Genomic DNA, 25,183 nt, shown 5'->3' on the forward strand with positions numbered 1-25,183 from the left:
GTTAGTCAGATTTAGAACGGAATATCGTCGTCCATCTCATCAAACCCGCCGCCGGCCGGTGCGCTCGGACGACTGGCACCCCCGCCGCCACTCGCACCGCCAGCACCGCCACGCGGCGCGCTGGCCTGACCACGACCGCCACTACGCTCGGACGGCTCACGGCTATAACCGCCATCGTCGCCGCCACCGCCACCCGACGCGCCGCCACGGCCGCCGAGCATCTGCATCTGTTCAGCGACGATTTCCGTCGAGTAACGGTCGGTGCCGTCCTGCGCCTGCCACTTGCGCGTGCGGATGCGGCCTTCGATATACACCGACGAGCCTTTCTTCAGGTATTCGTTGACGATTTCAGCGAGCCGGCCGAAGAACGACACGCGGTGCCATTCGGTCGATTCCTTCATTTCGCCCGACGTCTTGTCCTTGTAGCGATCGGTCGTGGCGAGCCGGATATTCGCCACGGCGTCGCCGCTCGGCAGATAACGGACCTCGGGATCGGCTCCGAGATTGCCGACGAGAATGACCTTGTTCACGGATGCCATGCGTTTCTCCTGTTGATTCCGTTGCGGGCGGCCGGCAATGCGCGGTTTCGTGCTGCGACCCCCTGGGCCGGAGATCGAAGCCGCGCCGCAGCCGTCCGCCGATAAGTTCTGTTACGCCCTGCGCGGCGGCTGCTTCATGTTTGCGGCGATTATAAGCCAGCAAAACACGAGTCCCGAGCAGGCAAAAAACACGGCGCTCTGGCCGTCCACTTTCAGCAGCCATCCGCCGATCACGCCGCCCATTGCCAGCCCGATCGACTGCGTGGTGTTGTACACGCCGGCAGCCGCGCCCTTGCGTGTTCCGGGTGCAAGTTTCGACACGAGCGAAGGTTGCGACGCCTCCAGCACGTTAAAGCCAAGGAAGTAGACGAAAAGAATCGCCGCGACAGACAGAATGGTATGGGGTGCGAGGCCGAGCAACAACTGGCCGATCAGGATAAGCGCAATCGCGCCCAGCAGCACCGCCTTCATCTTGCCGCGCTTTTCGGCCGCGATGATCGCCGGCACCATCATGACGAAGGCGAGCCCCATCACCGGCAGATACACCTTCCAGTGCGACGCGACCGGCAGGCCGCCCGCTTCCAGGATGCGCGGCACGACGAGAAAGAGCGCTGTCTGTGTGGCGTGCAGCACGAGCACGCCGAAGTTCAGGCGCAGCAATTCGACGTTGTGCAGCACTTCGGCGAACGGTGCGCGCACGTGGACCGGCTTCGGCGCATCCGGCACGATCCACAGCACGACGCCGACCGCGAGAATCGAGAACACGCCGACGAGCGCGAAGAGGCCGCTCATGCCGACCCACTCGAACACGATTGGCGCGCCGACGATCGCCACGGCGAACGACACGCCAATGCTGCCACCCACCATCGCCATGGCCTTCGTGCGGTGTTCCTCGGCGGTCAGGTCCGCGATGAACGCGATCACCGCCGACGACACGGCGCCCATGCCCTGGATCACCCGTCCGACGATGATCCACGTCATGTCGTGCGCGCCCGCCGCGACGAAACTGCCCAGCGCGAAAATCAGCAGGCCTGTCGCGATGACGGGCTTGCGGCCGATCTTGTCGGAAATCCAGCCGTAGAAAATATAGAGCAGCGACTGCGTGACGCCGTATGCGCCGAGCGCGATGCCGACGAGCAGCACGTTGTCGCCGCCCGGAATCGTTTTCGCGTAGATCGAAAACACCGGCATGATCATGAAGAGGCCGAGCATGCGCAACGCGAAAATCGCAGCGAGTGACACGGTCGCGCGCAGTTCAGGCGCGCTCATGCGTGAAGATGTTGCGGATGGATTGGACATCGGAAGCGATATTCGAGTGATCGGGGCGGCTAACCGCGGGGCAGCTGTGCGCGATGCGTTCAGCCCGGCGGTGTACCGCGCGCGACAGTCGGCATGCGGCACGGTGCGTTGCCCGGTGGCCCGCTGCTGGCTTGCTGTCGCGGCAAACGTCCCCATCTGAAGGGCCTGAAGCCCGCCCGCCGCGGCGCCCGACCGTGGCACGACAACCCCTGCTCTGCGCCTTGCGGGCGTTGTCAGGAAGCCGTAACGACGGTCTGGAAAAGTCGTTATAGTAGCAGGTTTAGCCCCCTCTCTTTCCGCCAGGTCATGGAATAACGCGTGGAACAAATCCGTATCCGTGGGGCCCGCACCCACAACCTGAAGAACGTCAATCTCGACTTGCCGCGTCACAAGCTGATTGTGATCACCGGCCTGTCCGGCTCGGGCAAATCATCGCTCGCCTTCGATACGCTCTACGCGGAAGGGCAGCGTCGCTACGTCGAAAGTCTGTCGGCGTACGCGCGGCAGTTCCTGCAATTGATGGAAAAGCCGGACGTCGACCTGATCGAGGGGCTTTCGCCCGCCATTTCAATCGAGCAGAAGGCGACCTCGCACAATCCGCGCTCCACCGTGGGCACGGTCACCGAAATCCACGACTATCTGCGTCTGCTGTACGCGCGCGTCGGCACGCCGTATTGCCCGGACCACGAAATTCCGCTCGAGTCGCAAAGCGTCTCGCAGATGGTGGACGCCGCGCTCGCGCTGCCGGAAGACACGAAGCTGATGATCCTCGCGCCCGTCGTGGCGAACCGCAAGGGCGAGCACGTCGAGCTGTTCGAGGCGATGCAGGCGCAGGGTTTCATCCGCTTCCGGGTGAGCTCGGGCGGCGGCACGGCAAACGAAGGCGTCGCGGAAATCCATGATGTCGATTCGCTGCCGAAGCTGAAGAAGAACGACAAGCACACGATCGACGTCGTCGTCGACCGCCTGAAGGTGCGCGCCGACATGAAGCAGCGCCTCGCCGAATCGTTCGAAACCGCGCTGCGTCTCGCCGACGGCCGCGCGATCGCGCTGGAAATGGACACCGGAAAGGAGCATCTGTTCAGCTCGAAGTTCGCGTGCCCGATCTGTTCGTATTCGCTGCAGGAACTGGAGCCGCGGCTTTTCTCGTTCAACAACCCGATGGGCGCGTGTCCGGAATGTGACGGCTTGGGCCAGATCACGTTCTTCGATCCGAAGCGGGTGGTCGCGCATCCGTCGCTGTCGCTCGCGGCGGGCGCGGTGAAAGGCTGGGACCGGCGCAACCAGTTCTACTTCCAGATGCTGCAAAGCCTCGCGTCGTTCTACGAATTCGACATCGACACCGCGTTCGAGGACCTGCCCGAGAAAATCCGCAAGATCCTGCTGTACGGCTCCGGCAAGCAGACCATTCCGTTCTCGTACATGAACGAGCGCGGCCGCACGTCGATCCGCGAGCACGTGTTCGAAGGGATCATCCCGAATCTGGAGCGGCGCTATCGCGAGACCGATTCGGTCGCGGTGCGCGAGGAACTCTCGAAGTATCAGAACAACCAGGCGTGCCCGGCCTGCGAAGGCACGCGTCTGCGTCGCGAGGCGCGTTTCGTGCGCATCGGCACCGATGGCGACGCCCGTGGCATTTTCGAGGTGAGCGGCATGCCGCTGCGCGACACGCTCGGTTACTTCCAGACGCTGCGTCTGGAAGGCGCGAAGCGCGAGATCGCCGACAAGGTGGTGAAGGAAATCGTCGCGCGCCTGATGTTCCTGAATAACGTCGGGCTGGATTATCTGTCGCTGGAACGCAGCGCGGAAACGCTCTCCGGCGGCGAGGCGCAGCGTATCCGGCTCGCCTCGCAGATCGGCTCGGGCCTGACGGGCGTGATGTACGTGCTCGACGAGCCGTCCATCGGCCTGCACCAGCGCGACAACGACCGGCTGATCTCGACGCTCAAGCATCTGCGCGATCTCGGCAACTCGGTGATCGTCGTCGAGCACGACGAAGACATGATTCGCATGGCCGACTATGTCGTCGACATGGGGCCGGGCGCCGGCGAGCATGGCGGCATGGTGATCGCCGAGGGCACGCCGAAGCAGGTAGAGGCCGATCCGGCGTCGATGACCGGCCAGTACATGTCGGGCGCGCGTCGCATCGAGTTTCCGGACGATCGCAAGCAGCCCGACGAGCGGCATCTGCGTATCGTCGAGGCGTACGGCAACAACCTGAAGCACGTCACGCTCGATCTGCCGGTCGGGCTCCTGACCTGCGTGACCGGCGTGTCCGGTTCGGGCAAGTCGACGCTGATCAACGACACGCTATACCAGGCGGTCGCGCATCACCTGTACGGCTCGTCCACCGAGCCCGCGCCGTACGAATCGATCGAAGGGCTGGAGCATTTCGACAAGGTCATCAACGTCGACCAGTCGCCGATCGGCCGCACGCCGCGCTCGAATCCGGCCACGTATACAGGCCTCTTCACGCCGATCCGCGAGCTCTTTTCCGGCGTGCCGGCGGCAAAGGAACGCGGCTACGATCCGGGCCGCTTCTCGTTCAACGTGAAGGGCGGCCGCTGCGAAGCGTGTCAGGGCGACGGCGTGCTGAAGGTCGAAATGCACTTTCTGCCGGACGTCTACGTGCCGTGCGACGTGTGTCACGGCAAGCGCTACAACCGCGAAACGCTCGACGTCCAGTACAAAGGCAGGAACATCAGCGAAGTGCTGGAGATGACGGTCGAGAACGCGTATGAGTTCTTCCGGCCGGTGCCGGTGGTCGCGCGCAAGCTGAAGACGCTGCTCGACGTGGGCCTCGGCTACATCCGCCTGGGCCAGTCGGCGACCACGCTGTCCGGCGGCGAAGCCCAGCGCGTGAAACTTTCGCTGGAACTGAGCAAGCGCGACACCGGTCGCACGCTATACATCCTCGACGAACCGACGACCGGTTTGCACTTCCACGATATCGCGCTGCTGCTCGAAGTGATTCACCGGCTGCGAGATCAAGGTAATACTGTCGTAATCATCGAGCATAATCTCGACGTGATCAAAACGGCCGACTGGCTGATCGATCTCGGGCCGGAAGGCGGCGCGGGCGGTGGGCAGATCGTTGCCCAGGGCACGCCGGAGCAGGTGGCGAAGTCGAAGGCCAGTTTTACCGGAAAGTATCTGGCGCCGTTGCTGAAGCGCCAGGCGGCGGTTCAAAAATAAAACTGCGTCACCAGGTTGGGGACGGGAGAGTCATGACGAAGCGAAACCAGGCACCTGACGACAGGCACGTGCAGGATCTGCGCCCTCGCCCGGTGAGGCTGACGAGCGACATGAGTCTGCCGAAGCTCTCCGCCGTCGAGATCGGCAGCTATATCGTGGCGCTGCTCGGGATGTGGGCGGTATTGCAGTTGCACCTGCTCGGTGCGCTCCTCGCGGGCATGCTCGTCTACCAGCTTGTACACACGATCGCGCCGCTGATCGAAAAACGGGTGTCGAGCCACTGGGCGCGCTGGATCTCGGTGGTGCTGCTGTCGGCGGTGATCGTCGGCGGCTTGACGGGCGTGACGATCGGCATCATCGAGCACTTCGAGCAGGACGTGCCTAGCGTGCAGAAGCTGCTCGAACAGATGATGCAGCTGGTCGACCAGGCGCGCGGGCGTATTCCGTCTTCCATTGCCGCGTATCTGCCGGTCGACGCCGAGCAGATGAAGTCGAAGGCGTCGATGCTGATGCACGAGCACGCGAGCATGCTGCAGCAGGGCGGCAAGAGCGTGGCGCGGGTTTTTGGGCACGTCGTGATCGGCATGATCATCGGCGCGATCATCGCCGTCGGCGCGACGCGTCAGATGCAGCGGCTGCCGCTTTCGACGGCGTTCGTCACGCGCGTGGCGCGGTTTGCCGATGCGTTCCGGCGCATCGTCTTTGCGCAGATCAAGATTTCCGCGATCAACGCGACGTTCACCGGCATTTTCCTTCTGCTGGTCCTGCCGCTTTTTCACCAGCGGTTGCCGCTGTCGAAAACGCTCGTGATGGTGACGTTCATCGTCGGCCTGCTGCCGGTGATCGGCAACCTGATTTCCAATACGCTGATCGTCGCGATCGCGCTGTCGGTCAGTTTTCCCGCGGCGGTGATGTCGCTGGTGTTCCTCGTGCTGATCCACAAGCTCGAATACTTTCTCAACGCGCGGATCGTCGGTGGACAGATCGAGGCGCGGGCGTGGGAACTGCTGGTGGCGATGCTCGTGATGGAAGCCGCGTTTGGCATTCCCGGCGTGATCGCGGCGCCTGTCTTCTACGCGTATATCAAGCGCGAGCTGATTTACCTGCGGCTGGTTTGAGCTGCCTTGCGCTATCCGTCACGATCCATCGCCATGGCATGGATCTTTGACATATAGCGGAAACACATGGGAGTTGCCATGTTGCTGAAAGATCATTTCGATACGTTCGCGCACTACAACGCCTGGGCCAACGCACGGCTTTATCACGCGGTCAGCCTGTTGAGCGACGTCGATTACCGTGCCGATCGCGGCGCGTTCTTTCATTCGATACACGGCACGCTGAATCATCTGCTCGTCACCGACCGCGTCTGGATGCACCGGTTCACGTCGGAAGGCGACGCGCCCGACAGACTCGACGCCATCCTGTACGAGCACTTCGACGATCTGCGTCGCGCACGCGATCTTGAAGACACGCGCATCACGGCGTACGTGACGTCGCTCGACGAAACCGCGCTCGACAGCATCATCACCTATCGAAGAGTGTCGTCACCGGAGGTGAAGACGCAGGCGCTCGCGCCCGGTCTTGCGCACTGGTTCAATCATCAGACTCATCATCGCGCGCAGGTCCACACGATGCTCACCGGACTCACCGGCGTCGCACCCGAACTGGACCTGCTGATATTTCAGCGGATGTGGGCGGAAAGGCCTAGATGAAGTGAAGCCGTGGAATATCGGCTGCCGGCGGGAATACGCACCAGCAACCATCAGGATGCCGGAAGAAAAACAGTGCGCGGGTGCCGGCGGGTAAGGATGTCTCTACACACACGTAACGTTTGCCGTTGCGCGCGGCGCGACTAAAGCGGGTGACGTGCAGCGGAATCGACGGGGAGGGCGCGAGCCATTTCTCGATCTGCCCGCGCAGCGACTGTTCACTGGAATTTTTCATGTCGGGCTCCAGCGAACACTTCCCGCCGCGAATCCACCGCATCTTCGGCGTGCCCTGACGGCGCCGGGTCTTCTTCGTTCTGGATGCGCTCCAGTTCACGGCTGGCGGCGGCTGCCCGAAGCATCCGGCAATCAGCCGCATGCCGGATGTCGGAAAGCAGTCGAACCAGTTGACGCGCTGTTCTGCGTTTCATTTCACACCTCCCCGCACTGCACACCAAACTTGATAAAGCACTTTAACTATAGGATCGAAAAGGCCGCCACTGCTAGTGTTTGGTTAAATAGCAACAGCTGGACTCGAAACGGACACGGTGTGTACAGCCCCGCGCACCTTCACTGTGCGGCGAGGGTGCATTGCAGTCTGTACGTTGGCGAGCGCAAGGCGCGCGCGACCGACTGCTGTTTTTGAGTGCTGAACACGTGAAAACCTGCATGTCGTTCCCGAATCGATGGGCCCATGGTTCTTCGATAAAAGCATGTTTCGTTCCAGTTGCCCGAAAGTCATGGATATCGATTTTTCGGCACCCGGCAATCCGGTGACGAACCTTATCGCGCGAGGACCGATCGCGTGGATCACGACAACAGATGCGCGAGCGCATCGCGCATGGGCTGGCTGGGAACGACGATCGGCCCGGTGAACGGCGTATCCAGATCGACGATGCCGTAAATCGCCGATGCAATCGATAGCGCGCCGAGCGTGATCGTCACCAGCGCGAGCGCGTTACGCGGCGCGATCAGTCCGAAGCTCAGAAAGATCACCGACAGCCAGAACGTGAGCGTCAGGAAGAACGGATCGGAAATCGAGCTGTGCGATTCCTCGATCAGTTTCCAGCGCGCGTTGCTGAGGACGGTGAACCGGTCGAGCGCTTCGGACGCCAGCGTCCGATGGGCCGCGTCGGACGGATTCAGGCCGCGTATCTCGCTTTCAGCCAGGTCGAGCATGTGGCCGAGCCGGCGGTTCTCCAGGTTCCGCGGATCGTGCGGGAAGTTCTTCTGGTAGTAGTCGCCGGGCGGCGGCGTTTCCTCCGGCCAGGTCGTCGCGATCGCTTCGGCTGTGTAGGCGCGCAGCAGCGCGCGTGCCTTCGTTGCGTCCGGACCGTAGTCGCGCAGCTTGACGTCGAGCTGGATCAGATCGGCGGCGTAGGCGCGAAAGTCGTTCGCGACGGTGTCGAAACTGGTTTTCGCCGATGCCGTCATCAGCCCCAATACCAGTGCGGCGAACGTGACCAGCATGCCGATCACGAGCTGGATCAGCTGCACGGTTTCATGCGCCTTGTGCTCTTCCGGCAGCAACGGCCGCACCAGCACCCCGCCCCCTGTCGCGACCAGAAGCACGACGAACACCACCAGCCCCGACTCGACTTCGGTCATATCGCGATGCTCCCGTAATTGCAGCTTCGCTACTCTCCGCCAAGCCGCCCCGGCAGGCAATGCTGGACATCCCGGTCGGTGCGCCATCGTCGATTCGTGGCCTGGCGAAGCAGCGTCGCGCACGCGTCGGTGCTGCTTCGCCAGGCCATCTACGGCGGGCTGACGGTGTGGACGTTCTGGTACCGGATCCAGAAGGAACCCGAAGCGTCGTCCCACACGATGGCGGAATGAGCGGCGGCGAGCCGTTGCCCTGCACCACACTCTCAGCCGCTACTTCCGGAATATTGCGCCGCGTCAACGTCGACACGCGTGCGGCGCACTCGCGCCATCAAGTTTTCGGCAGCCAGGCCGTCAACCAGATATGTTGCGTCCGCTTAAACGGATGGAGCACAGCGGCCGGGATACAGCGAACACGCGGGAGTCCAGCCGTACAAGAGGCACCGGACCCACCGGGGCTGCATCACGGAGAACACTGTATGTTGAAGAATTTGTCGATTCGCGCGTACCTGAGCCTGATGATTGCCTTTTTCGGAGTCGTCCTGCTCGTCGGTGCGGCGGCCGGTCTGTTGTCGCTGCGCGCCAGCAACGAATCGCTGCAACAGATGTACACGGTCGATACCCCGGCGGTCGCGGATCTGGAAGGCAGCGCCGGCCAGTTGCTGCGCCTGCGCCTCGCGCTCGCGACCTATGCGTCGCTCGTCGACCTGAACGACCAGGCCGGCGCCGACGCCGTGCTCAAGCGCTTTGATCAGTATCAGAAATCATCGAACGAGCGTCTCGCCCATTATCTGGGTAACGCGGGCACCGGCGCCGAAGAGCAGCGCCTCATCAAGGACATGCAGGACAAGCGCGACACGTTCCTGCACGAAGGTGTCGAACCTGCGCTGGCCGCGCTGAAAGCCGGCGACAGAACCGCTTTCCAGCAGGTCCAGGCGCACAAGCTGCCGTCGCTCTACAGCAGCTTCGAGAAGTCGATGCTCGCGCTGGAGAAGCTGCAGCTGGATCACGGCGAGCAGCGCTACGGCGACGCACAGGTTCGCTTCAACGCCGTGAGCGTGGCGGTCGCGGTCGGCATGGTGGTGTCGCTTCTGCTCGCGTGGCTGGGCCGCGTGGCGATGGTGCGCGCGATCGTGCATCCGGTGAACGCGACGATCGCGCAGTTCCAGCGCATCGCGAGCGGTGACCTGAGCGGTCGCGTCGCGATTACCGGCGACAACGAAATGGGTCAGCTCGCCGCCGCATTGCGCAAGATGCAGGAATCGCTGATCGAGACCGTGAACACGGTGCGCGGCGGGACGGAATCGATCGACACCGGCGTGAGCGAGATCGCTTCGGGCAACGCCGATCTGTCGCAGCGCACGGAAGAACAGGCGGCTTCGCTCGAGGAAACCGCGGCGAGCATCGAGCAGCTTACGTCGACGGTCAAGCAGACGGCCGAGAACGCGAAGCAGGCCAGTTCGCTCGCGCACGGCGCCTCGAGTCTCGCCGCTCAGGGCGGCGAACTCACGCAGCAGGTGGTGGGCACGATGAATCACATCGTCAGCGATTCGCGCAAGATCGGCGACATCATCGGCGTGATCGAAGGCATCGCGTTCCAGACCAACATTCTCGCGCTCAACGCGGCCGTCGAGGCGGCGCGTGCCGGCGAACAGGGCCGCGGCTTCGCCGTGGTCGCGAGCGAAGTGCGCTCGCTCGCGCAGCGCAGCGCCGGCGCCGCGAAGGAGATCAAGGGCTTGATCGGCGAATCGACGGCGCGTGTCGAAGCGGGCGCGGATCTGGTCGAGCGCTCGGGCTCGACGATGACGGAAATCGTCGACGCCATCACGCGCGTGAGCGCCATCATGAGCGAGATCGCGGCGGCTGCGCTGGAGCAGAGCACGGGTATCGATCAGGTGAATCTCGCCGTCGCGCAGATGGACGAGGTGACGCAGCAAAACGCGGCGCTCGTCGAACAGGCTGCCGCCGCGGCGAGTTCGCTCGAAGACCAGGCGCGGCGTCTGACGGCCGCGGTCGCGGTGTTCCATACGGGCACGGGCACACAGGCTTCCCTGAAGGCACGCACCGAGCAGCGCCCGGCCAGCGCGCCAGCGGCCGTGTTGCAGGAGCCAGTGGCAATCTGACCTCAGGTCCGGTCTGACCGAAACCTCTGGTTTCGAAGTGAAAGCGACGCCCGCGTCTTCGCGGCGCGTCGCTTTTTTTCGACTCAGCTGAAAAGGCGCTGTAACGCTGAGCGGGCGTTGGTGACGAGATCGTCCTCGCCGGTACGGCCCGGCAGCAGATGAAACTCCACCGTCGGCAACGCGGGAAGCCGCACCGAAGCGGAACACGCGACAAGCCCCGCGCCAATCGACGACTCGTTCAGGCACGAGATGCCGAGCCCCGCCTTCAACGCGAGCAGCAGGCCTGCCACGCCGGACGCCGAGTGCGAGATCACATACGGCACGTCGCGTTCATCCAGCAGTTTCACGATGAAGCGCTGTAACTGGCAGCTGGATGGCAGCAGCACCAGCGGATAGGGCGTGGCGATACGCGGCTCCGCATCGGCCGACGTCACCCACACCAGTTTTTCGCGGCGGATGACCGAGCCTTTCTGGCGGCTGTTGCCGGCGGCGGCGCGTTTGCTTTCGGGCGTCACGAGGCGCAGCGACAGGCCGATGTCAAAGTTAGCGCCGTCACCGGCACTGTCGATGACCGCGCTCGGCAGCACCGTCACGTGCAGGCGCAGACGCGGATGCTGTTCCGAGAAGCTCTTCAGCACGCCCGAGATTTCGTGCGGGCGGTAGTAGTCGGTGATCGCGATCCGCAGTTCGCCGTCGAGCGCGCGCCCTTGCATGTCCTCGAACGCCGCTTCGCTCATCGCGAGAATGCGGCGCGCGTGGTCGAGCAGCTTCGTGCCGGCGGGCGTCGCGGTGACGCCCTGTTTGCTGCGCACGAAGAGCGGCTGCCCCGCGCGCTCCTCGAGCTTTTTCACCTGTTCGCTGACCGACGACTGCGACAGGAACACCCGCTCCGCCGCCCCGGAAACGGTACCGGCTTCGGCCACGGCGACAAAAGTTCGAAGCTGCGCAAGATCGAATGCACGCTGGTTCATGATTCGGAATATCCGATGAAAGTGATCTGATTTTCCCGCTTTTCCGATGGATAGTCCATCCGTACGATGGCGTCATCGAACCATCGGGAGCGCATATGAGCGGTTATCTTTCCCCGGATGTATCCGGCGCGCGGGGGCGTGGCCATCGCTGGAAAGTGCTGGGCGTCGGTTTTGCGGCCAACGCGAGTTTTTCGGCGGCGTTTTCCGGAATCCCCACCACGGCGGTGTTTATCCGCTCGGGCTATCACGTCGACAATCACGCGCTGGGGCTCCTCTTTGGCATGCTCGGCCTCGGCATTGCAGTGAGCGAGCTGCCATGGGGTGTGCTCACGGACCGCTGGGGCGACCGGCGCGTGCTGCTGCTCGGCCTCGGGCTCACGGCGGCGGCGCTCGCGGCGATGGCCGCGTTCGTGTCGCCGAAGGGCGCGTACGTACCGGGCATCCCGATGCTAGCGGCGGGGCTGCTGCTGGTCGGGCTGCTGGGCGGCAGTGTCAACGGTTCGAGCGGTCGCGCCGTCATGGCGTGGTTTCGCGAAGGCGAACGCGGCCTCGCGATGAGCATCCGGCAGACGGCCGTGCCGGCAGGCGGAGGAATTGGCGCGCTGGTTCTGCCGGCGCTGGCCGCGTGGCACGGCTTCGCGTGCGTGTATGGCGTGCTGGCGGTGCTGTGTACGGTGACCGCCGGATTCGCATGGCACTGGCTGCATGAGCCGCCCGCCGCGGAAGGCGGCGCGCGTGCCGCCCACGCCACACGTGTCGCACGTGATGAGGCGCGCCCGGCGCCGCAAGCCTCGCCGCTGCGTGACGTCCGGATCTGGCGCACGGCGCTCGGCATGGGCGTGCTGTGCGTGCCGCAACTGACCGTCTTGACGTTCGCCACCGTTTTTCTGCACGACTTCGGCCGCGCGGGTCTGCTCACGATCAGCGTCACGATGGCGGCGGTGCAGACGGGGGCGGCCATCATGCGCGTCTGGAGCGGTCACTGGACCGATCGTCACGGCAATCGCCGCGCATACATGCGTGCGTGCAGTCTGGTTACCGCGCTGCTGTTCGCGCCGCTTGCCGTGGTGACAGCGGGCGTGGGTGCGTCCCATGCGGCGATGGCGATCGTGTTCGCCGCGATGATCGTGCTGGGTGGCGTGTCGGCCTCGGCATGGCACGGCGTCGCCTACACCGAACTGGCGACGCTCGCCGGCACGAACCGCGCCGGCACCGCGCTCGCGATCGGCAACACCTGTGTGTTCATGACGATGTTCCTCACGCCGCTCGCCATTCCGCTCGTGCTGTCGATCGGATCGTGGCCGCTCGTCTGGGCAATGGGAAGTCTCTGCGCACTGGTTGCGCTGCCCGTCTTTCCGCGGGCCGCCGTTTCGCGTTGCGCCAGGCCGGCGCAGGCATGAGGCAAGAACCAGCACCGGTCGGGCAGGCGGCGATTTCTGGACAAATTACGATTTGTCATACGATTCGGAGCACTCTGATTTTTGTTCTCTTTTTGCGGTGATGTGATTGGGTGTGGCGCGCCCCGATTTTCCCTGGCGCGCGCCGGGTATCGACCTCACACCTTCACACCTATACCAACATGGAGAGAAAGCATGCCGAAAATACGGGTCGTCGTCGCCGACGATCATCCCTTTGTCGTGATCGGCGTTCGTGCGTCGCTTGCGTTGCACGAGAACATCGAGGTCGTCGGTGAGGCGACCGGTCCTCAGTCGCTGATGCGGCTGCTCGAGAGCCAGCCGTGCGACGTGCTCGTGACCGACCTGACCATGCCGGAAGCGGGCGGTGCGCCCGCCGAGGACGGCTTGCGTCTCATGCGCCGCATCCGCCGGAACTGGCCGCAAATCCGCATCATCGTGCTGACGAGTCTCACGAACGCCGGCATCCTGCGCTCGATCATGACCGACGGCGTCTCTGGCGTGCTCAACAAAACCGGTTCGATGGAAGAACTGGCGACGGCGGTGCGCACGGTCGGCTACGGACGCTCTTACGTCAGCAAGTCGATTCTCGCCACGCTGGCGGAAGCCGGCTCGGAAGCGAGCGAGATGACGGTCGTCCCGCGCCTGTCACCGCGCGAAACCGAAGTGGTCGGCCTCTTCGTCAGCGGGCTGTCGATCAGCGAAATCGCGCGCCGGCTCGATCGCAACGTGCGCACCGTCAGCCGTCAGAAGCGCGACGCGATGCTCAAGCTGGGCGTGAGCAACGATCCAGGTCTGTTCGCATTCGTGCGCGCCCACGGCATGGCATGAAAAGAATCGGATGACTAAGTAAATAGATATCGTCGTCGGGGAAGATAGGGGATTTAAGACCTTTCTTATGTCGATCGGATGGTAAATATTCGATTCTCGATCTGGCAGACAGGCTGCCCGCAGCACGCGGGCATCCACGTGCAGACCCGCGCCGGAGACGAACCTCATGATCACCCCCCGCCTTAGCGACAATAGCGACACCGGCGAACCTGCCGCCGCGATTCGCACCCTCATCGCCGACGACCATCCGCTCGTTTTGCTCGCTGTGGAACACCTGTTGTCGGGCTTTCCGAACATCAGGATCGTGGGGCGCGCGTCGAACTCGGCCGAGGTGCTCGAACTGGCGGAAAAGACGCCCTGCGACCTCGTGGTGATGGACCTGCATATGCCATGTGGCGAGCAGGGCGATGGTCTTGAAACCATTGCGCGCTTTCGGGCCCGTCATCCGCATGTCGCGCTGGTCCTGCTAACCATGGAATCCGACGCGGAGGCCCTGCAACAGGCCGTCAATCTTGGTGCAAACGCGGTGGTGAGCAAGCGCGACCGCATCGATCTGATCAACGTGGCCATCGTGACCGTGCTTGCCCGCGAGTGCTACCTTGGCCCCACCGTTCGCGCGCAGCTTTCCGATGCCACGCGAATACGTCAGCTCGACCAGGTGCGCCAGCTTCTGTCGCGCCGCGAGATGGAAGTGTTCACGCATTACGCGACCGGTCTTGGAGTGACTGAAATCGCAACGCGGCTCGGGCGGAGCGTCAAGACGATCAGCGCGCAAAAATGCACGGCAATGAAAAAGCTCGCACTGCACACCGACGTCGAACTGTTTCGCTTCGCAGTCGACCATGGTGTCGTGACCGAAGCCGCCATACAGGCCGCGCGTTGAAGGAAACCGTTCGCGTCATCCTTGCCGACGATCACAGCAGCGTGCGGTACGGTCTGCGTGCATTGCTGTCGGCCGCGCCGCATGTGCGGGTCGTCGGCGAGGCCGCCGATACCCAGGCGCTGGCCGAACTGCTGGATGAGTACCACTGCGACGTGATCATCTCCGACATCGGCATGCCCGGCGTCGGTGGCGAGAGCAATTCGGTGTCGCTGCTGCGCCGTGTGCTGAGGGAGTCGCCGCATCCGCGGGTTGTCGTGCTGACGATGATCCATCACACGCACACGCTGCTCGGGCTGCTGCACATCGGCGTGAGCGCAATCGTCGACAAGCGCGATGCGCCCGGTTCGCTGCTGGGTGCCATCGAAGCCGTGGTTGCCGGTACGGTGTGGCTGTCCGATCACGCGCGGCGCGCCCTGGAAGCCGCCGATCCGTCCTTGCGACCGCGACTGGGCGTGTTGAGCCCGCGTGAGTGGGAAATTTTCCAGATGTATGCAAGCGGCATGACGATCGATGGCATCGCGCGAACACTCGATCGCAGCAGCAAGACGATCAGCACCCAGAAGCGCAGCGCAATGCGCAAGCTCGGCCTCACTTCTGAAGCCGAGCTTGCGGATTACGCTCGACAAATCGGTTTGATCTGATTGCGTTGACGGTTCCGCTGAGGTGGTCGATTTAGGAATTGTCCTATAAGTAGCGCGGAAGGCGCGCCTCATACTCGCGCGTCCCAAGTGAAGCAGGCTTTTACATATTTCGTTATGCATATTGAACGTTTTATTCTCAAGATGGATTGCATTGTCGTGGCGAGCGGCGGCGAGCCGACGGAGATCGCATGTCCCGCCTGAGCAGTCGTCTGCTTGCAGAAGCAGCGGGCACGGCCTGGATCGTGTTTGTCGGCTGCGGCAGTCTGATTCTGAACAGTGCGCTTTCGCCAGGCGGCGGCGCGGGCCTGGCGGTGCCGGTCGCGTTCGGGCTTGCGCTCGCCATCGCCAGTTATGCCGCGCGCGGGCTGTCCGGTGCGCACTTCAATCCCGCCGTGACGATCGGTTTCGCCGTCGCGCAACGTTTCCGCGTGAGCCATCTGCTGCCTTATATCGCCGCGCAGATTCTCGGCGCGACGGCGGGTGCCGCCTTGCTCGACATCGTCGCCAGTGGCCGGCCCGGGTTCGATCTTGCGATCAGCGACTTCGGTGCGAACGGCTATGCGGAACACTCGCCCGCTGACTTCCAGTTGCAGTCGGCGCTCGTACTCGAACTGACGATGTCGCTCGCGTTCGTCTGGCTGAATCTTCAGCTATCCCGACGTGCGTTGCGCCAGGTCGCGCCCTTCGTGAACGGCGCCTGTCTATGTGCAATCTACGTCATCGCCGTGCCGGTCACGAACGGTTCGATCAATCCGGCGCGTTCGAGCGGACCGGCGCTCTTCGTCGGTGGCTGGGCGCTCGATCAGCTTTGGCTTTTCTGGGCCGCGCCGATCGCCGGCGGCGTGCTCGCCGGTCTTTTGCATTCGCGCCCGGGCGTCAGCCGGAAAACGCATGCAGCCGGGTTGGCGCGCAAGACGCCCGAACACCCGTGACTCCACCGCGTCGATATCCAGAACCCAAATGAAGATTCAGTTCGCGTTTTCGCGGCGGAACGTCGTGCAGCGCGCGATGCGTTGCGTGCTGGTTTGCGTGGTGTTCGCGGTTGCGTCAGTCGCTCAGGTCGCGCTCGCGGTTGTACCGCTGGAGTCCGCGTCGGCCGCGCTGGCCGATGTATCCACGACCGGGCTGACCATCGGCATGCTCGCGGGCGGCTGGGCCCCGTTCGAGAGCGTCAATGGCGCGAACCTGAACGGCCTGAGCGTCGACTATCTGCGCGCGCTCGTGGGCCCAGGCGTGACGTTTGAAACCCGCACGTACGCCGACATGCCACAACTGCTCGACGCCGCGTGCAAAGGGCAGATCGACGTTCTGATGAGCGCCGCGCGCACACCTGAGCGCGAGCGTTGCCTGTTGTTCACCGCGCCGTACTTTCGTGCGCCGTTATCCGTGGTGACGCGCGAGGAGCGCGCCGCGTCTTTCACGCGCGGCCAGTTGCAGGGCGCCCGTCTCGCCACCGAAAAGGGTTTCGCCCTCGAAGACTTCCTTGGCGAGCGCTATCCACGTGCACACGTTCTTACCTATGCCAATACGCTGGCCGCGCTCGCTGCTGTCGAGCGCGGTGAAGCCGATGCGTATCTCGGCTTCGCGCCCGCGGTCCGCGCGCTGCTCTCCAGTGGGGCATTCGCTTCCCTCGATGTCGCGTTCGACGACATAGGGCGCACTGGCGAATTGCGCTTCGCCGTGCCGCGCCAGCATCCCGCGCTGCGCGACGATCTCGATCGCGCGCTGTCGGCGATGTCGCAGGATGAGCGGCGTCGTATCCGCAGCCGGTGGATCGCTCCGCCTGCACCACCGCGCGGAATCGGGTCCATCAGCGCGATGCGTCTGCTGCCGTTCCTGATTGCGATCGGCGCAATCCTGATCGTGACGTTGCGCGCCTATGCACTGCTGCAACGTGAAATGCGCCTGCGCAAGCGCACCGAGCGCGAACTCGCGACACAGCTCAACTTCCAGCAGACGATGATGGAGATGGTGCCTTACCCGCTCGTCGCGAAGGATCTCGACGGGCGGTACATCGCCGTCAATCGTGCGTATGAGGCGTCCACAGGGCTCGCCCGTTCAGTGGTGACTGGCAGGACGAGCCTCGACGTCAAGGCGTGGGGCGCCGCGAACAGCGAGAGTCTCGACCGCATGACGCGGCGCACGCTGGAAAGCGGCGCGTGGCAGCAGGTCGAGCTGGAATTCACCGGCCGCGCGGGCGACGTTCGACACGGGTTGTTCTGGACATGCCTGTGTACGGGCTTCGACGGCACGCCCTCGTGCGTGCTTGGGACGCTCGTCGATATCACCGATATCCGTCAGGCGGAAGTCCACGCGCACGAAACCGAGCGACGTCTCTTCGACGTCACGCGCTCGCTTCCGGCCGTCGTGTTCCAGTTGCGCCGCGACCCGTCCGGCGCGTACTCCTTTCTCTACGTCGGCGGCGACACGCAGGGTCTGCTGGGCAACGATGGCCGCGCGTTGACCGAACCGGGCAGCCTCGATTTCGGGCGCGTCTGCGCGGAAGATCGCCGCGCGTTGATGGTGGTGCTCGAGCGCTCGGCGCGCTCGCTGCAGCCGGTTCACGTCGAATTCCGCTTCGACGGCGGCGGGCCCGGTTTTCGCTGGGTGCGCGCGGAACTGGTGCCGCGTCGCGAGGCGGCGCATAGCATCGTGTGGAGCGGCTACGGCGTCGACGCGAGCGTCGACCACGCCCGCGCCGACGAACTGGCGCGCGCCCGCGACGTCGCCGAAGCCGCGTCGCGCGCGAAGGACGATTTTCTCGCGATGATGAGCCACGAAATCCGCACGCCGATGAACGGCGTGCTGGGTCTCGTCGAAGTGCTGGAACGTACGCCGCTCAAGGCCGATCAGGGCGAGATGCTCGGCATGATCCACGAGTCGGCGGGCGCGCTGCTGCAGATTCTCGACGATCTGCTCGACTATTCGAAGATCGAAGCGGGCCGCCTCACGATCGAATCGGAGCCGATCGAACTGCGCGAACTGGTCGACAACGCGGTCGGGCTGCTCGCGGGGCGCGCGCATGAAAAAGGACTGAAAGTGCGCGTGGACGTCGAACCCGACGTGGCCGCGAGCCTGCGCGGCGACAGCGTGCGGCTGCGGCAGATCCTCTTCAATCTGCTGGGCAACGCGATCAAGTTCACGCCAGCCGGCGAAGTGGCCGTGCGGGTCGCGTTGCATGAGCAGACGGACAGCGTGCAGAGCGTCGATATCGTCGTCGAAGACACCGGCATCGGCATCGCGCCGGACGTGCAGGCACGACTTTTCGAGCCGTTCGTGCAGGCCGAATCGTCGACGACGCGGCGGTTCGGCGGCACAGGGCTCGGGCTGACGATCTGCCGCAAGCTGGTCGATCTGATGGGCGGCACGCTCGAACTGCGAAGCACGCCTGGAACCGGCACGCGCATGACGCTGCGGCTCGCGATGCCGGTCGAACGGAAAAGCCATACCGCGGGCCGGCTGCGAGGCAAACGCGGCGTGGTCGTCACCGCCGACACGCAGGTGGCCGAGGCGATGGTGCATTTCGGCAAGGCGCTAGGGCTTGCGCTGAAGCGCATCTTGCCGGCTGCGCTCGACAATCCGGAGCCTGCGACGTTCGCTGCCGTCGATCTGCTTTTCATTGCCGAAGGCCTCGTCGTCCCGAACGATGTTCCATCGCATGTGCGCGTGATCTGCCTGACGGAAAAGCCGAAGCCGACGGGTTATCGCATCGTCGACGATAACGTCAGGCTCAGTGTCAATCCGATCTCCTGGCGCGGGCTGGGGGCGGCGTGCGCCGCGGCGCTGAGCGGCCTCGCGAGCGTGCCTTCGCGGCAGACCGGCGCGATCGAAACCGGCGTTGTCGAGCCCGATCGCGAGCGCGCGATGGCGAGCGGGCGGCTCGTGCTCGTAGCAGAAGATCATCCGGTGAACCAGGAACTGATCCGCCATCAGCTCGCGTTGCTCGGCTTCGCGTGCGACGTGGTCGATGACGGCGCCGAAGCCCTCACCGCACTCGGGCGCACGCGGTACGGCTTTCTGATAACCGACTGTCACATGCCCAATCTGTCGGGCTACGAACTGGCGCGGGAAGTGCGTGCGCGTGAAGGCAGACGCGGGCAGGGCGATGCGACGCGGCTGCCGATTCTCGGCATCACCGCGAACACCGCGCCGGAGGATTTGCGGGCTTGCCGCGAAGCCGGGATGGACGACTGCCTTGTCAAACCCACGCGTCTCGCCACCTTGCGGGATTACCTCGCGCGCTGGTTTGGTGCGGATACCACGCATGCATCGGGCGAAACCTCGCGGATGACGGACGCCGGTGACATCCCCCTGATGAACCGGCCCACGCCCGCGCTCGCGCCGACGCACGCATTCGTACCGGTCGACCTCGCGTACATGACGCAGTTGTGGGGAAGCGAGTCGACGGTAAAGTCGCTGCTCGATGCGTTTGTCTCCGCGGTGCGCGACGACCTGCGCGCGTTGCCCGTGCTGCTGGATGGCATCGACGGGACGCAGCCCGTCGATTCACGGGATATCGAACCGTTGCGGGAGTGGCATCACCGCGTGATGGGCGCAGCGGGCGTGCTGCAGTATCCGCCGTTGCTCGAGTTGCTGGAGCGCTACCGGCAAGGGATGCGGCAGTGGAGCGCCACACAGCTTCGCGCGGAGGGACACGCACTCGTGGCACAGTGCGGGACGATTCTGGACGGAATCGAAGAGCAGGCGGCACTGCTCGCCTGACGACGTGTGACGTAGCTGTGTCACTGGCAAGAAAAGCAACGTGACCCGCGCGCGGCGCAGACGAAAAAAAACGCGGCCGTAGCCGCGTTAAAGGTTTGGAGACACCCTTCGATGAAGGAGTCACTTCTCGCAAATCGGAGAGTACGCGTTCCGTGTCTAAAGATTGAGGCCAGATTGCGCAATTAACTATTGGAATCTGTGCAACGGTGCGCGGGCGGCAGGCCGGTGCGAAAGTAATTCACCGTGAAATCCACGAACGAACGCGTCTTGGCCGAAACGTGCCGGCGACCCGGGTAGACGAGCGACAGCTCCTTGTCGGCATCGAGGATGCGCCAGCCGGGCAGCACGCGTACCAGCACACCCTGTGCGAGGTCCGCTGCGACGTGGTTCTCGGGAAGAATCGTAATGCCCATGCCCGCCAGCGCGGCCTGCCGCAGCATGACCGAATTGTTGACGGCGTAAGCGGGGTCAAGACTGACCGTCTGGGCGTGCCCGTCCGCGTGCGCGAAACGCCAGGTCGAACTGTGAATATCGGCTGACGGCGCCAGAAAGGTGTGCGCGACCAGCTGTCCGGGTTGCGCCGGCGCGGGATGCGCCTCCAGATAACGCGCGGACGCGACGGCGACCGGATTCACCTTGAAAAGCGGACGGCGGATCATGGTTTCGCTGCTGATTTGCCCCGGCACGACGATGCCGACATCGAAACCTTCTTCGATCAGATCGACCGGCCGGTGCAACAGCGTGACCGACAGCTTCACCTTCGGATGCTGCACGTGATAGTGCTGCAACAGAGGCGTCAGACCAAAGAGCGAGAACGATGCGACAGCGACGAGCTTGAGCGTTCCCGAGGGCTCGCTCGCATTGCGCGCGACCTGCGATTCCACCGTCTCGATCTGGTCGAGCACCTGGCGACAACCGTCCGCGTATTCATGGCCGGCTTCGGTCAGCGAAAGGCTGCGCGTGGTGCGGTTGACGAGCCGCGTGTCCAGATGCGTTTCCAGCAACGCGACATAGCGTGTCACCACGGCGTTCGACAGACCGAGACTTGCGGCGGCGCGCCCAAACGAATTGTTCTCCGCGACCTGGAGAAAGACGCGCATGGCCTGAAGCAGATTCATCGACAGTTTTTATACCGGAAAGCGCGCGTATGGCGCGTGAAAGAGCCGGATGTTAGGTGAGTGCGATCGCAGTCGAAACGGGAATTCTCCGAAACATTCGCAAGGACTCGCGTATCTCGATTTAGTCGGAAAAACACATGTGGTGCATCGACAACGCTTTATCTAGATAAGCATGACGAAATAAATATAGAGACAAGAGAAAAACCTTTGTCATCAAGGTCAATGCACGTAAGTTCGCGCGGTTTTTGAATAAATCGAAAAATGTTTTGTGCGCTTGCGAGTGGCCCCGATAAAACCCAGCCCCCACACTTTGGCATGCAGATAGAGCCGGTAACGGTCCAGGTCTGGCGCATGCACCGATATCGCTCAGGCCTGAAGTTGCGCCACGCAATCAATCGAGTCAGTCGACTCAGTATCAAGGGGCTTTACATGAAAAAAACTCTGGTTCTCGCGGCCGTGTCCGCAACTTTCGCCACCGCCGCCAGCGCGCAGAGCAGCGTCACGCTGTACGGTGTGATCGACGCAGGCTTCACGTACGTCCAGAACGAACGCACGAGCGTGACCGATCCGGACGCGCACGGCCCCGCTTATCGCATGACGGGCGGCAACCTTCAGGGTAGCCGCTGGGGCATGCGCGGCGCAGAAGATCTCGGCGGCGGCATGAAGGCTGTGTTCACCCTCGAAAGCGGCTTCGACGTCATGAACGGCCACAACGACGTGAACAACAAGCTGTTCAACCGCCAGGCGTTCGTGGGCCTGTCGAGCGATTACGGCACGCTGACGATGGGTCGCCAGTATGACTCCGTGGTCGACTACCTCGGGCCGCTGACGGCGACGGGTAGCTGGGGCGGCACGTATTTCGCGCACCCGGGCGACAACGACAATGCGAACAACTCGATCCGGATGAACAACTCGGTCAAGTATCAGAGCGCAAACTACGCGGGCCTGTCGTTTAGCGGCCTGTACGCGTTCTCGAACCAGACCGACGGCTTCGCGGACAACCGTGCGTACAGCGTCGGTGCCGGCTACCAGGCAGGCGGCCTGAAACTGGGCGCGGCCTACCTCCAGATTCAAGGTTCGAACCTGAACAGCAGCGGCGCCGTGCAGGACGGTCCGTTCGCGGGCAACGCCGCGGTTAGCGAGACGCAGCGCACGTGGGGCCTCGGCGGCAGCTACGAGTTCGGTGCTGCGACGGTCGGCGCGGTGTACACGCAAAGCCGTTACCAGTTTGCCTACGGCGACGGTTCGATCCGCTTCAACAACTACGAAGTCAACGCGCGCTACAACCTGACGCCGGCACTGGCAGTGGGTGCGGCCTACACGTACACGCAGGCCGTGGAGTCGACACTCAACGCAGCGAACACGTCCAGCCACTGGAACCAGTTCGGCCTGCAGGCTGACTACGCGTTGTCGAAGCGCACGGACATCTATGCAGAAGGCGTGATGTCGGCGGGTGGCAACGGCGCATTGATCCCGACGCAGGTCTTCGGTACGAACGCGCCGTCGAGCTCGCGTAACCAGGTCGTGGTCACGACGGGTCTGCGTCACCGCTTCTAAGCTGCTTCTAAGCCGCTTCTAAGCCACTTCCTGCAAGCTTCCAGATCGCATCCTGGAAGCTTGCAGGTCGCACGGGTAGTGAGAAAAGCACCGTTCATCGCGGTGCTTTTTTTCGTCTGGCGCCTGGCGAACAGGTGACCACAAACGACCCTGGTCGATTTGCACTAGTATGTGATGCGTCCCGTGCGATCGATTCCTTGACGCCCGGCGCTGCACAAGACCAGGAGAACGAGATGAACACGTTTCGCAGGCTGAATCTGGCTGTCGTGTTGTGGGCCTTGGCGTCGGGGGTGGCGTTCGCGGATACCGTCGCGCTGAAGGCCGATCTGCAACCGTCCAGCGAAGTACCGCCGCGTGTGAGCCATGGCCACGGCGACCTGAACGCGACATTCGATACGTCGACGAAAACCCTGCAATGGACCATCACTTACGGCGACCTTTCCGGCCCGGCGACGATGGCGCATTTCCACGGTCCTGCGCCGGTCGGGCAGAACGCGAAGGTCCAGGTGCCGATCGAGAAGGGCGCGCTCGCCAGTCCGATCAAGGGATCGGCGACGCTGACCGAGCAGCAGGTGACGGATCTGATGGGCGGCCAGTGGTACTTCAATATCCACACGGCACAGAATCCGAGCGGTGAAATCCGCGGACAGGTGTTGCCGGCGAACTAGCCGTTCACGCGCAGCGCGGCCGGGGGCTGCGCTGCGGGCGGCTTTTGGTGTTCGAACGGGCGCTCAGGCGTTGCGCCCGTGATCGCACGTATCATGACCGCTCACCTTTCGATGAGATCGACCCGATGAGCTGGCAAAGCACGCTCGCATGCTGGTTTCTGCGCAGGCAGTTCCGTCCGCGAACCCTGAAACCGGTGATCGACGTGGAGCACGTCCGCGCGCTCACTGCAAAACGGGTGTGGGCGCCGCGCGTGCCGCGCGGCTGGACGTTGCGCGAGCAGTATCGGCCGGGCGACGCGCCTTTGCGGGGCGAATGGCTCGAACCGTCCGTGACGGGGGCCGCACCGCGACGCACGATCCTGTACCTTCACGGCGGCGGATATTACTTCTGTTCGCCGCAATCGCATCGTTCGCTCGTTTTCGAACTGGCGAAGCGCGCCAATGCGCGTACGTTTTCACTCGACTATCGTCTCGCGCCCGAGCATCGCTTTCCCGCGGCGCTCGACGACGCCGTCGCCGCCTGGCGCCAGTTGCTGATGGATGGAACACCGGCCGGATCGATCGTGATCGCCGGCGATTCCGCGGGCGGTGGTCTTGCGCTCGCGACGCTTGTCGCGCTGCGCGATGCCGGCGATCCGATGCCGGCCGGCGGCGTGCTGTTCTCGCCATGGACCGATCTCGCCGCAACGGGTGACACGATCCGCAGCAACGATGGCCACGACCCGATGTTCAGCGGCCCGGCCATCAAGCGTGCCGCACAGGTCTATCTGGGCGATACCGCGGCGACGCATCCTCACGCGTCGCCGTTATACGCGGACCTGCACGGGTTGCCGCCGCTCTTCATGCAGGCAGGCGACACCGAAGTGCTGCTCGACGACACGCGGCGCGTCGCCACCCGGGCGCGCGAAGCTGGCGTGGACGTCGAATGCGAAATCTGGCCGAAGATGCCACACGTCTGGCAGATCTTCGCGCCGTTCATCCCCGAAGCCAGCGCGGCGCTCGACAACGCGGCCGCGTTCGTCGACCGGGTGACGTCGGTGCGTGCGGCTCAGCCGTCGAGCGAGACGTCGATCGTCTGATATGTTGCCTCGACGAGCGCCTGTCCGTACTGGCGCTCCAGCCGGCGCACGGTGAAATGGCCGTGCGCGACCTGCTGGAAATGGTCGATGAAAACCGTGTTGACCATCGCGCCCAGTACCGCGCCGATCGCGGGAATCGACTTCGCCGCGATCTGTTCGCTGACCTGCACTGAAAACCGTGAAGCGATTGTGTTGAGGAGCCGCAGCAACGCCGCCGAGCCATGCGAGGTCATGCCTTTCGTGGCGATTTCCGAGGTCGCCTTCGATACCGACTGCGCCAGCGCGCCGCGCACGATGAAATAGCCGAGGTCGGCGTCATCGTCGGCTTTCGACGTGCCGCCCATGCCGAGCACCGTCAGGCATTGCAGCTGCGTGTCGATATCCGACAGATCTTCACCTTCGCTGCGCGCGATGTCGCAGATCGAGCGGAACATCAGCATGGTCGTGACTGGCAACTCGACCGGCAGCGCGAACAGGCCGAACGCGCCACCTGCCGCGCCGGTCGTCGCCACGGCGAATTTGTGCAGCAGATTGCTCGGCTTGTCGGGCGCGGCGAACGGACCGGCGCCCACAGGGCGGCCCAGCGTTTTCAAGGCGATCTGCAGGCATTTGCGCAGCGCGACCTGCGTCGCGTCCGCCACCTTTTCGTTGGCGACGCCCGGCAGGCGCGCGATCAGCTTCTCCAGCGGCGCACCGACGATGCTCGCCAGCTTCATCGCAAGCGCCGGGCTTTCGAGTTCGTGTTTCGCGCGGCGCAGCGCGTTCAGATCCTCGGCGGACAAATCCTGTGCGACGCGGGGAATGGATTCCATGAGTCTCCCTGTGTGAGGC

Annotated in this window: 21 protein-coding genes; 14 read left to right on the forward strand and 7 right to left on the reverse strand. The window is 63.9% G+C overall.

Translation table 11 applies throughout. The annotated features are described in order from the left end of the window. Window positions 1–11 precede the first annotated feature (11 nt). Together BLV45_RS01195 and BLV45_RS01200 are read right to left on the reverse strand one after the other, a co-directional pair. Entirely contained in the window at window positions 12–539 is a 528-nt protein-coding gene (locus BLV45_RS01195; RefSeq protein ID WP_090527786.1) for a single-stranded DNA-binding protein, read from the reverse strand. A 111-nt stretch (window positions 540–650) separates the two neighbouring features. Further along, entirely contained in the window at window positions 651–1,838 is a 1,188-nt protein-coding gene (locus tag BLV45_RS01200; RefSeq protein WP_090527789.1) for an MFS transporter, read from the reverse strand. A 318-nt stretch (window positions 1,839–2,156) separates the two neighbouring features. On the opposite strand from BLV45_RS01200, the gene uvrA reads away from it, so the two are divergent. From uvrA to BLV45_RS01215, 3 genes are all read left to right on the forward strand, one after another. Beyond that, a complete protein-coding gene (gene uvrA, locus BLV45_RS01205; protein WP_090527792.1) occupies window positions 2,157–5,033 on the forward strand; it encodes an excinuclease ABC subunit UvrA in 2,877 nt (958 codons plus the stop codon). Between the two features lie 32 nt (window positions 5,034–5,065). Further along, the gene (locus tag BLV45_RS01210) at window positions 5,066–6,151 is read left to right on the forward strand and encodes an AI-2E family transporter (protein ID WP_090527796.1); all 1,086 of its coding nucleotides are present in this window, start codon (window positions 5,066–5,068) and stop codon (window positions 6,149–6,151) included. 78 nt (window positions 6,152–6,229) lie between these two features. Next, complete coding sequence (locus tag BLV45_RS01215; protein ID WP_090527799.1) at window positions 6,230–6,745, forward strand: DinB family protein; 516 nt, start codon at window positions 6,230–6,232, stop codon at window positions 6,743–6,745. Here BLV45_RS01215 and BLV45_RS01220 read toward each other — a convergent pair. Further along, complete coding sequence (locus BLV45_RS01220) at window positions 6,738–6,977, reverse strand: hypothetical protein (RefSeq protein WP_090530922.1); 240 nt, start codon at window positions 6,975–6,977, stop codon at window positions 6,738–6,740. The two genes, BLV45_RS01215 and BLV45_RS01220, sit on opposite strands and share 8 nt — an antisense overlap. Before the next feature lie 572 nt (window positions 6,978–7,549). After that, complete coding sequence (locus BLV45_RS01225) at window positions 7,550–8,347, reverse strand: bestrophin-like domain (RefSeq protein ID WP_090527802.1); 798 nt, start codon at window positions 8,345–8,347, stop codon at window positions 7,550–7,552. 78 nt (window positions 8,348–8,425) lie between these two features. On the opposite strand from BLV45_RS01225, the gene BLV45_RS27375 reads away from it, so the two are divergent. Together BLV45_RS27375 and BLV45_RS01230 are read left to right on the forward strand one after the other, a co-directional pair. After that, the gene (locus tag BLV45_RS27375; RefSeq protein WP_176954047.1) at window positions 8,426–8,578 is read left to right on the forward strand and encodes a hypothetical protein; all 153 of its coding nucleotides are present in this window, start codon (window positions 8,426–8,428) and stop codon (window positions 8,576–8,578) included. Window positions 8,579–8,823: 245 nt separating this feature from the next. Beyond that, window positions 8,824–10,467: a methyl-accepting chemotaxis protein gene (locus tag BLV45_RS01230; RefSeq protein WP_090527805.1), complete on the forward strand. Its 1,644-nt coding sequence runs from the start codon at window positions 8,824–8,826 to the stop codon at window positions 10,465–10,467. Between the two features lie 83 nt (window positions 10,468–10,550). Here the strand turns inward: BLV45_RS01230 and BLV45_RS01235 are convergent, their stop codons facing one another. After that, on the reverse strand, window positions 10,551–11,438 hold the full coding sequence (locus BLV45_RS01235) for a LysR family transcriptional regulator (protein ID WP_090527810.1): 888 nt from the start codon (window positions 11,436–11,438) through the stop codon (window positions 10,551–10,553). Between the two features lie 95 nt (window positions 11,439–11,533). On the opposite strand from BLV45_RS01235, the gene BLV45_RS01240 reads away from it, so the two are divergent. The 6 genes from BLV45_RS01240 to BLV45_RS01265 all read left to right on the forward strand — a co-directional run bounded on the left by BLV45_RS01240 (window position 11,534) and on the right by BLV45_RS01265 (window position 19,930). After that, on the forward strand, window positions 11,534–12,838 hold the full coding sequence (locus tag BLV45_RS01240) for an MFS transporter (RefSeq protein WP_090527813.1): 1,305 nt from the start codon (window positions 11,534–11,536) through the stop codon (window positions 12,836–12,838). A gap of 192 nt (window positions 12,839–13,030) precedes the next feature. Continuing rightward, window positions 13,031–13,684: a response regulator transcription factor gene (locus tag BLV45_RS01245; protein ID WP_090527817.1), complete on the forward strand. Its 654-nt coding sequence runs from the start codon at window positions 13,031–13,033 to the stop codon at window positions 13,682–13,684. 166 nt (window positions 13,685–13,850) lie between these two features. Then, window positions 13,851–14,567 (forward strand): response regulator transcription factor, encoded by a 717-nt coding sequence (locus BLV45_RS01250; RefSeq protein WP_090527821.1) that lies wholly within the window; start codon window positions 13,851–13,853, stop codon window positions 14,565–14,567. After that, window positions 14,564–15,208, forward strand: coding sequence for a response regulator transcription factor (locus tag BLV45_RS01255; RefSeq protein WP_090527824.1), 645 nt, complete (start codon window positions 14,564–14,566; stop codon window positions 15,206–15,208). Before BLV45_RS01250 ends, BLV45_RS01255 begins: the two co-directional genes overlap by 4 nt. A 188-nt stretch (window positions 15,209–15,396) precedes the next feature. After that, window positions 15,397–16,140: an aquaporin gene (locus tag BLV45_RS01260; RefSeq protein WP_090527827.1), complete on the forward strand. Its 744-nt coding sequence runs from the start codon at window positions 15,397–15,399 to the stop codon at window positions 16,138–16,140. Between the two features lie 28 nt (window positions 16,141–16,168). After that, the gene (locus BLV45_RS01265; protein WP_090527831.1) at window positions 16,169–19,930 is read left to right on the forward strand and encodes an ATP-binding protein; all 3,762 of its coding nucleotides are present in this window, start codon (window positions 16,169–16,171) and stop codon (window positions 19,928–19,930) included. 182 nt (window positions 19,931–20,112) lie between these two features. Here BLV45_RS01265 and BLV45_RS01270 read toward each other — a convergent pair whose 3' ends face one another. Then, complete coding sequence (locus BLV45_RS01270; protein ID WP_090527834.1) at window positions 20,113–21,048, reverse strand: LysR family transcriptional regulator; 936 nt, start codon at window positions 21,046–21,048, stop codon at window positions 20,113–20,115. 429 nt (window positions 21,049–21,477) lie between these two features. Between BLV45_RS01270 and BLV45_RS01275 the strand changes: the two genes are divergently transcribed. The 3 genes from BLV45_RS01275 (at window position 21,478) to BLV45_RS01285 (ending at window position 24,352) form a co-directional block, all read left to right on the forward strand. After that, window positions 21,478–22,605 (forward strand): porin, encoded by a 1,128-nt coding sequence (locus tag BLV45_RS01275; RefSeq protein WP_090527836.1) that lies wholly within the window; start codon window positions 21,478–21,480, stop codon window positions 22,603–22,605. 233 nt (window positions 22,606–22,838) lie between these two features. Further along, window positions 22,839–23,273, forward strand: coding sequence for a CHRD domain-containing protein (locus BLV45_RS01280; RefSeq protein WP_090527839.1), 435 nt, complete (start codon window positions 22,839–22,841; stop codon window positions 23,271–23,273). Between the two features lie 125 nt (window positions 23,274–23,398). After that, window positions 23,399–24,352, forward strand: coding sequence for an alpha/beta hydrolase (locus tag BLV45_RS01285; RefSeq protein WP_090527842.1), 954 nt, complete (start codon window positions 23,399–23,401; stop codon window positions 24,350–24,352). Here the strand turns inward: BLV45_RS01285 and BLV45_RS01290 are convergent. Continuing rightward, window positions 24,322–25,164 (reverse strand): EcsC family protein, encoded by an 843-nt coding sequence (locus BLV45_RS01290; RefSeq protein WP_090527845.1) that lies wholly within the window; start codon window positions 25,162–25,164, stop codon window positions 24,322–24,324. The genes BLV45_RS01285 and BLV45_RS01290 overlap by 31 nt on opposite strands. Window positions 25,165–25,183: the final 19 nt, after the last annotated feature.

It is taken from the genome of Paraburkholderia sartisoli (assembly GCF_900107685.1).
In the GTDB taxonomy this organism is placed as follows: Bacteria; Pseudomonadota; Gammaproteobacteria; order Burkholderiales; family Burkholderiaceae; genus Paraburkholderia; species Paraburkholderia sartisoli.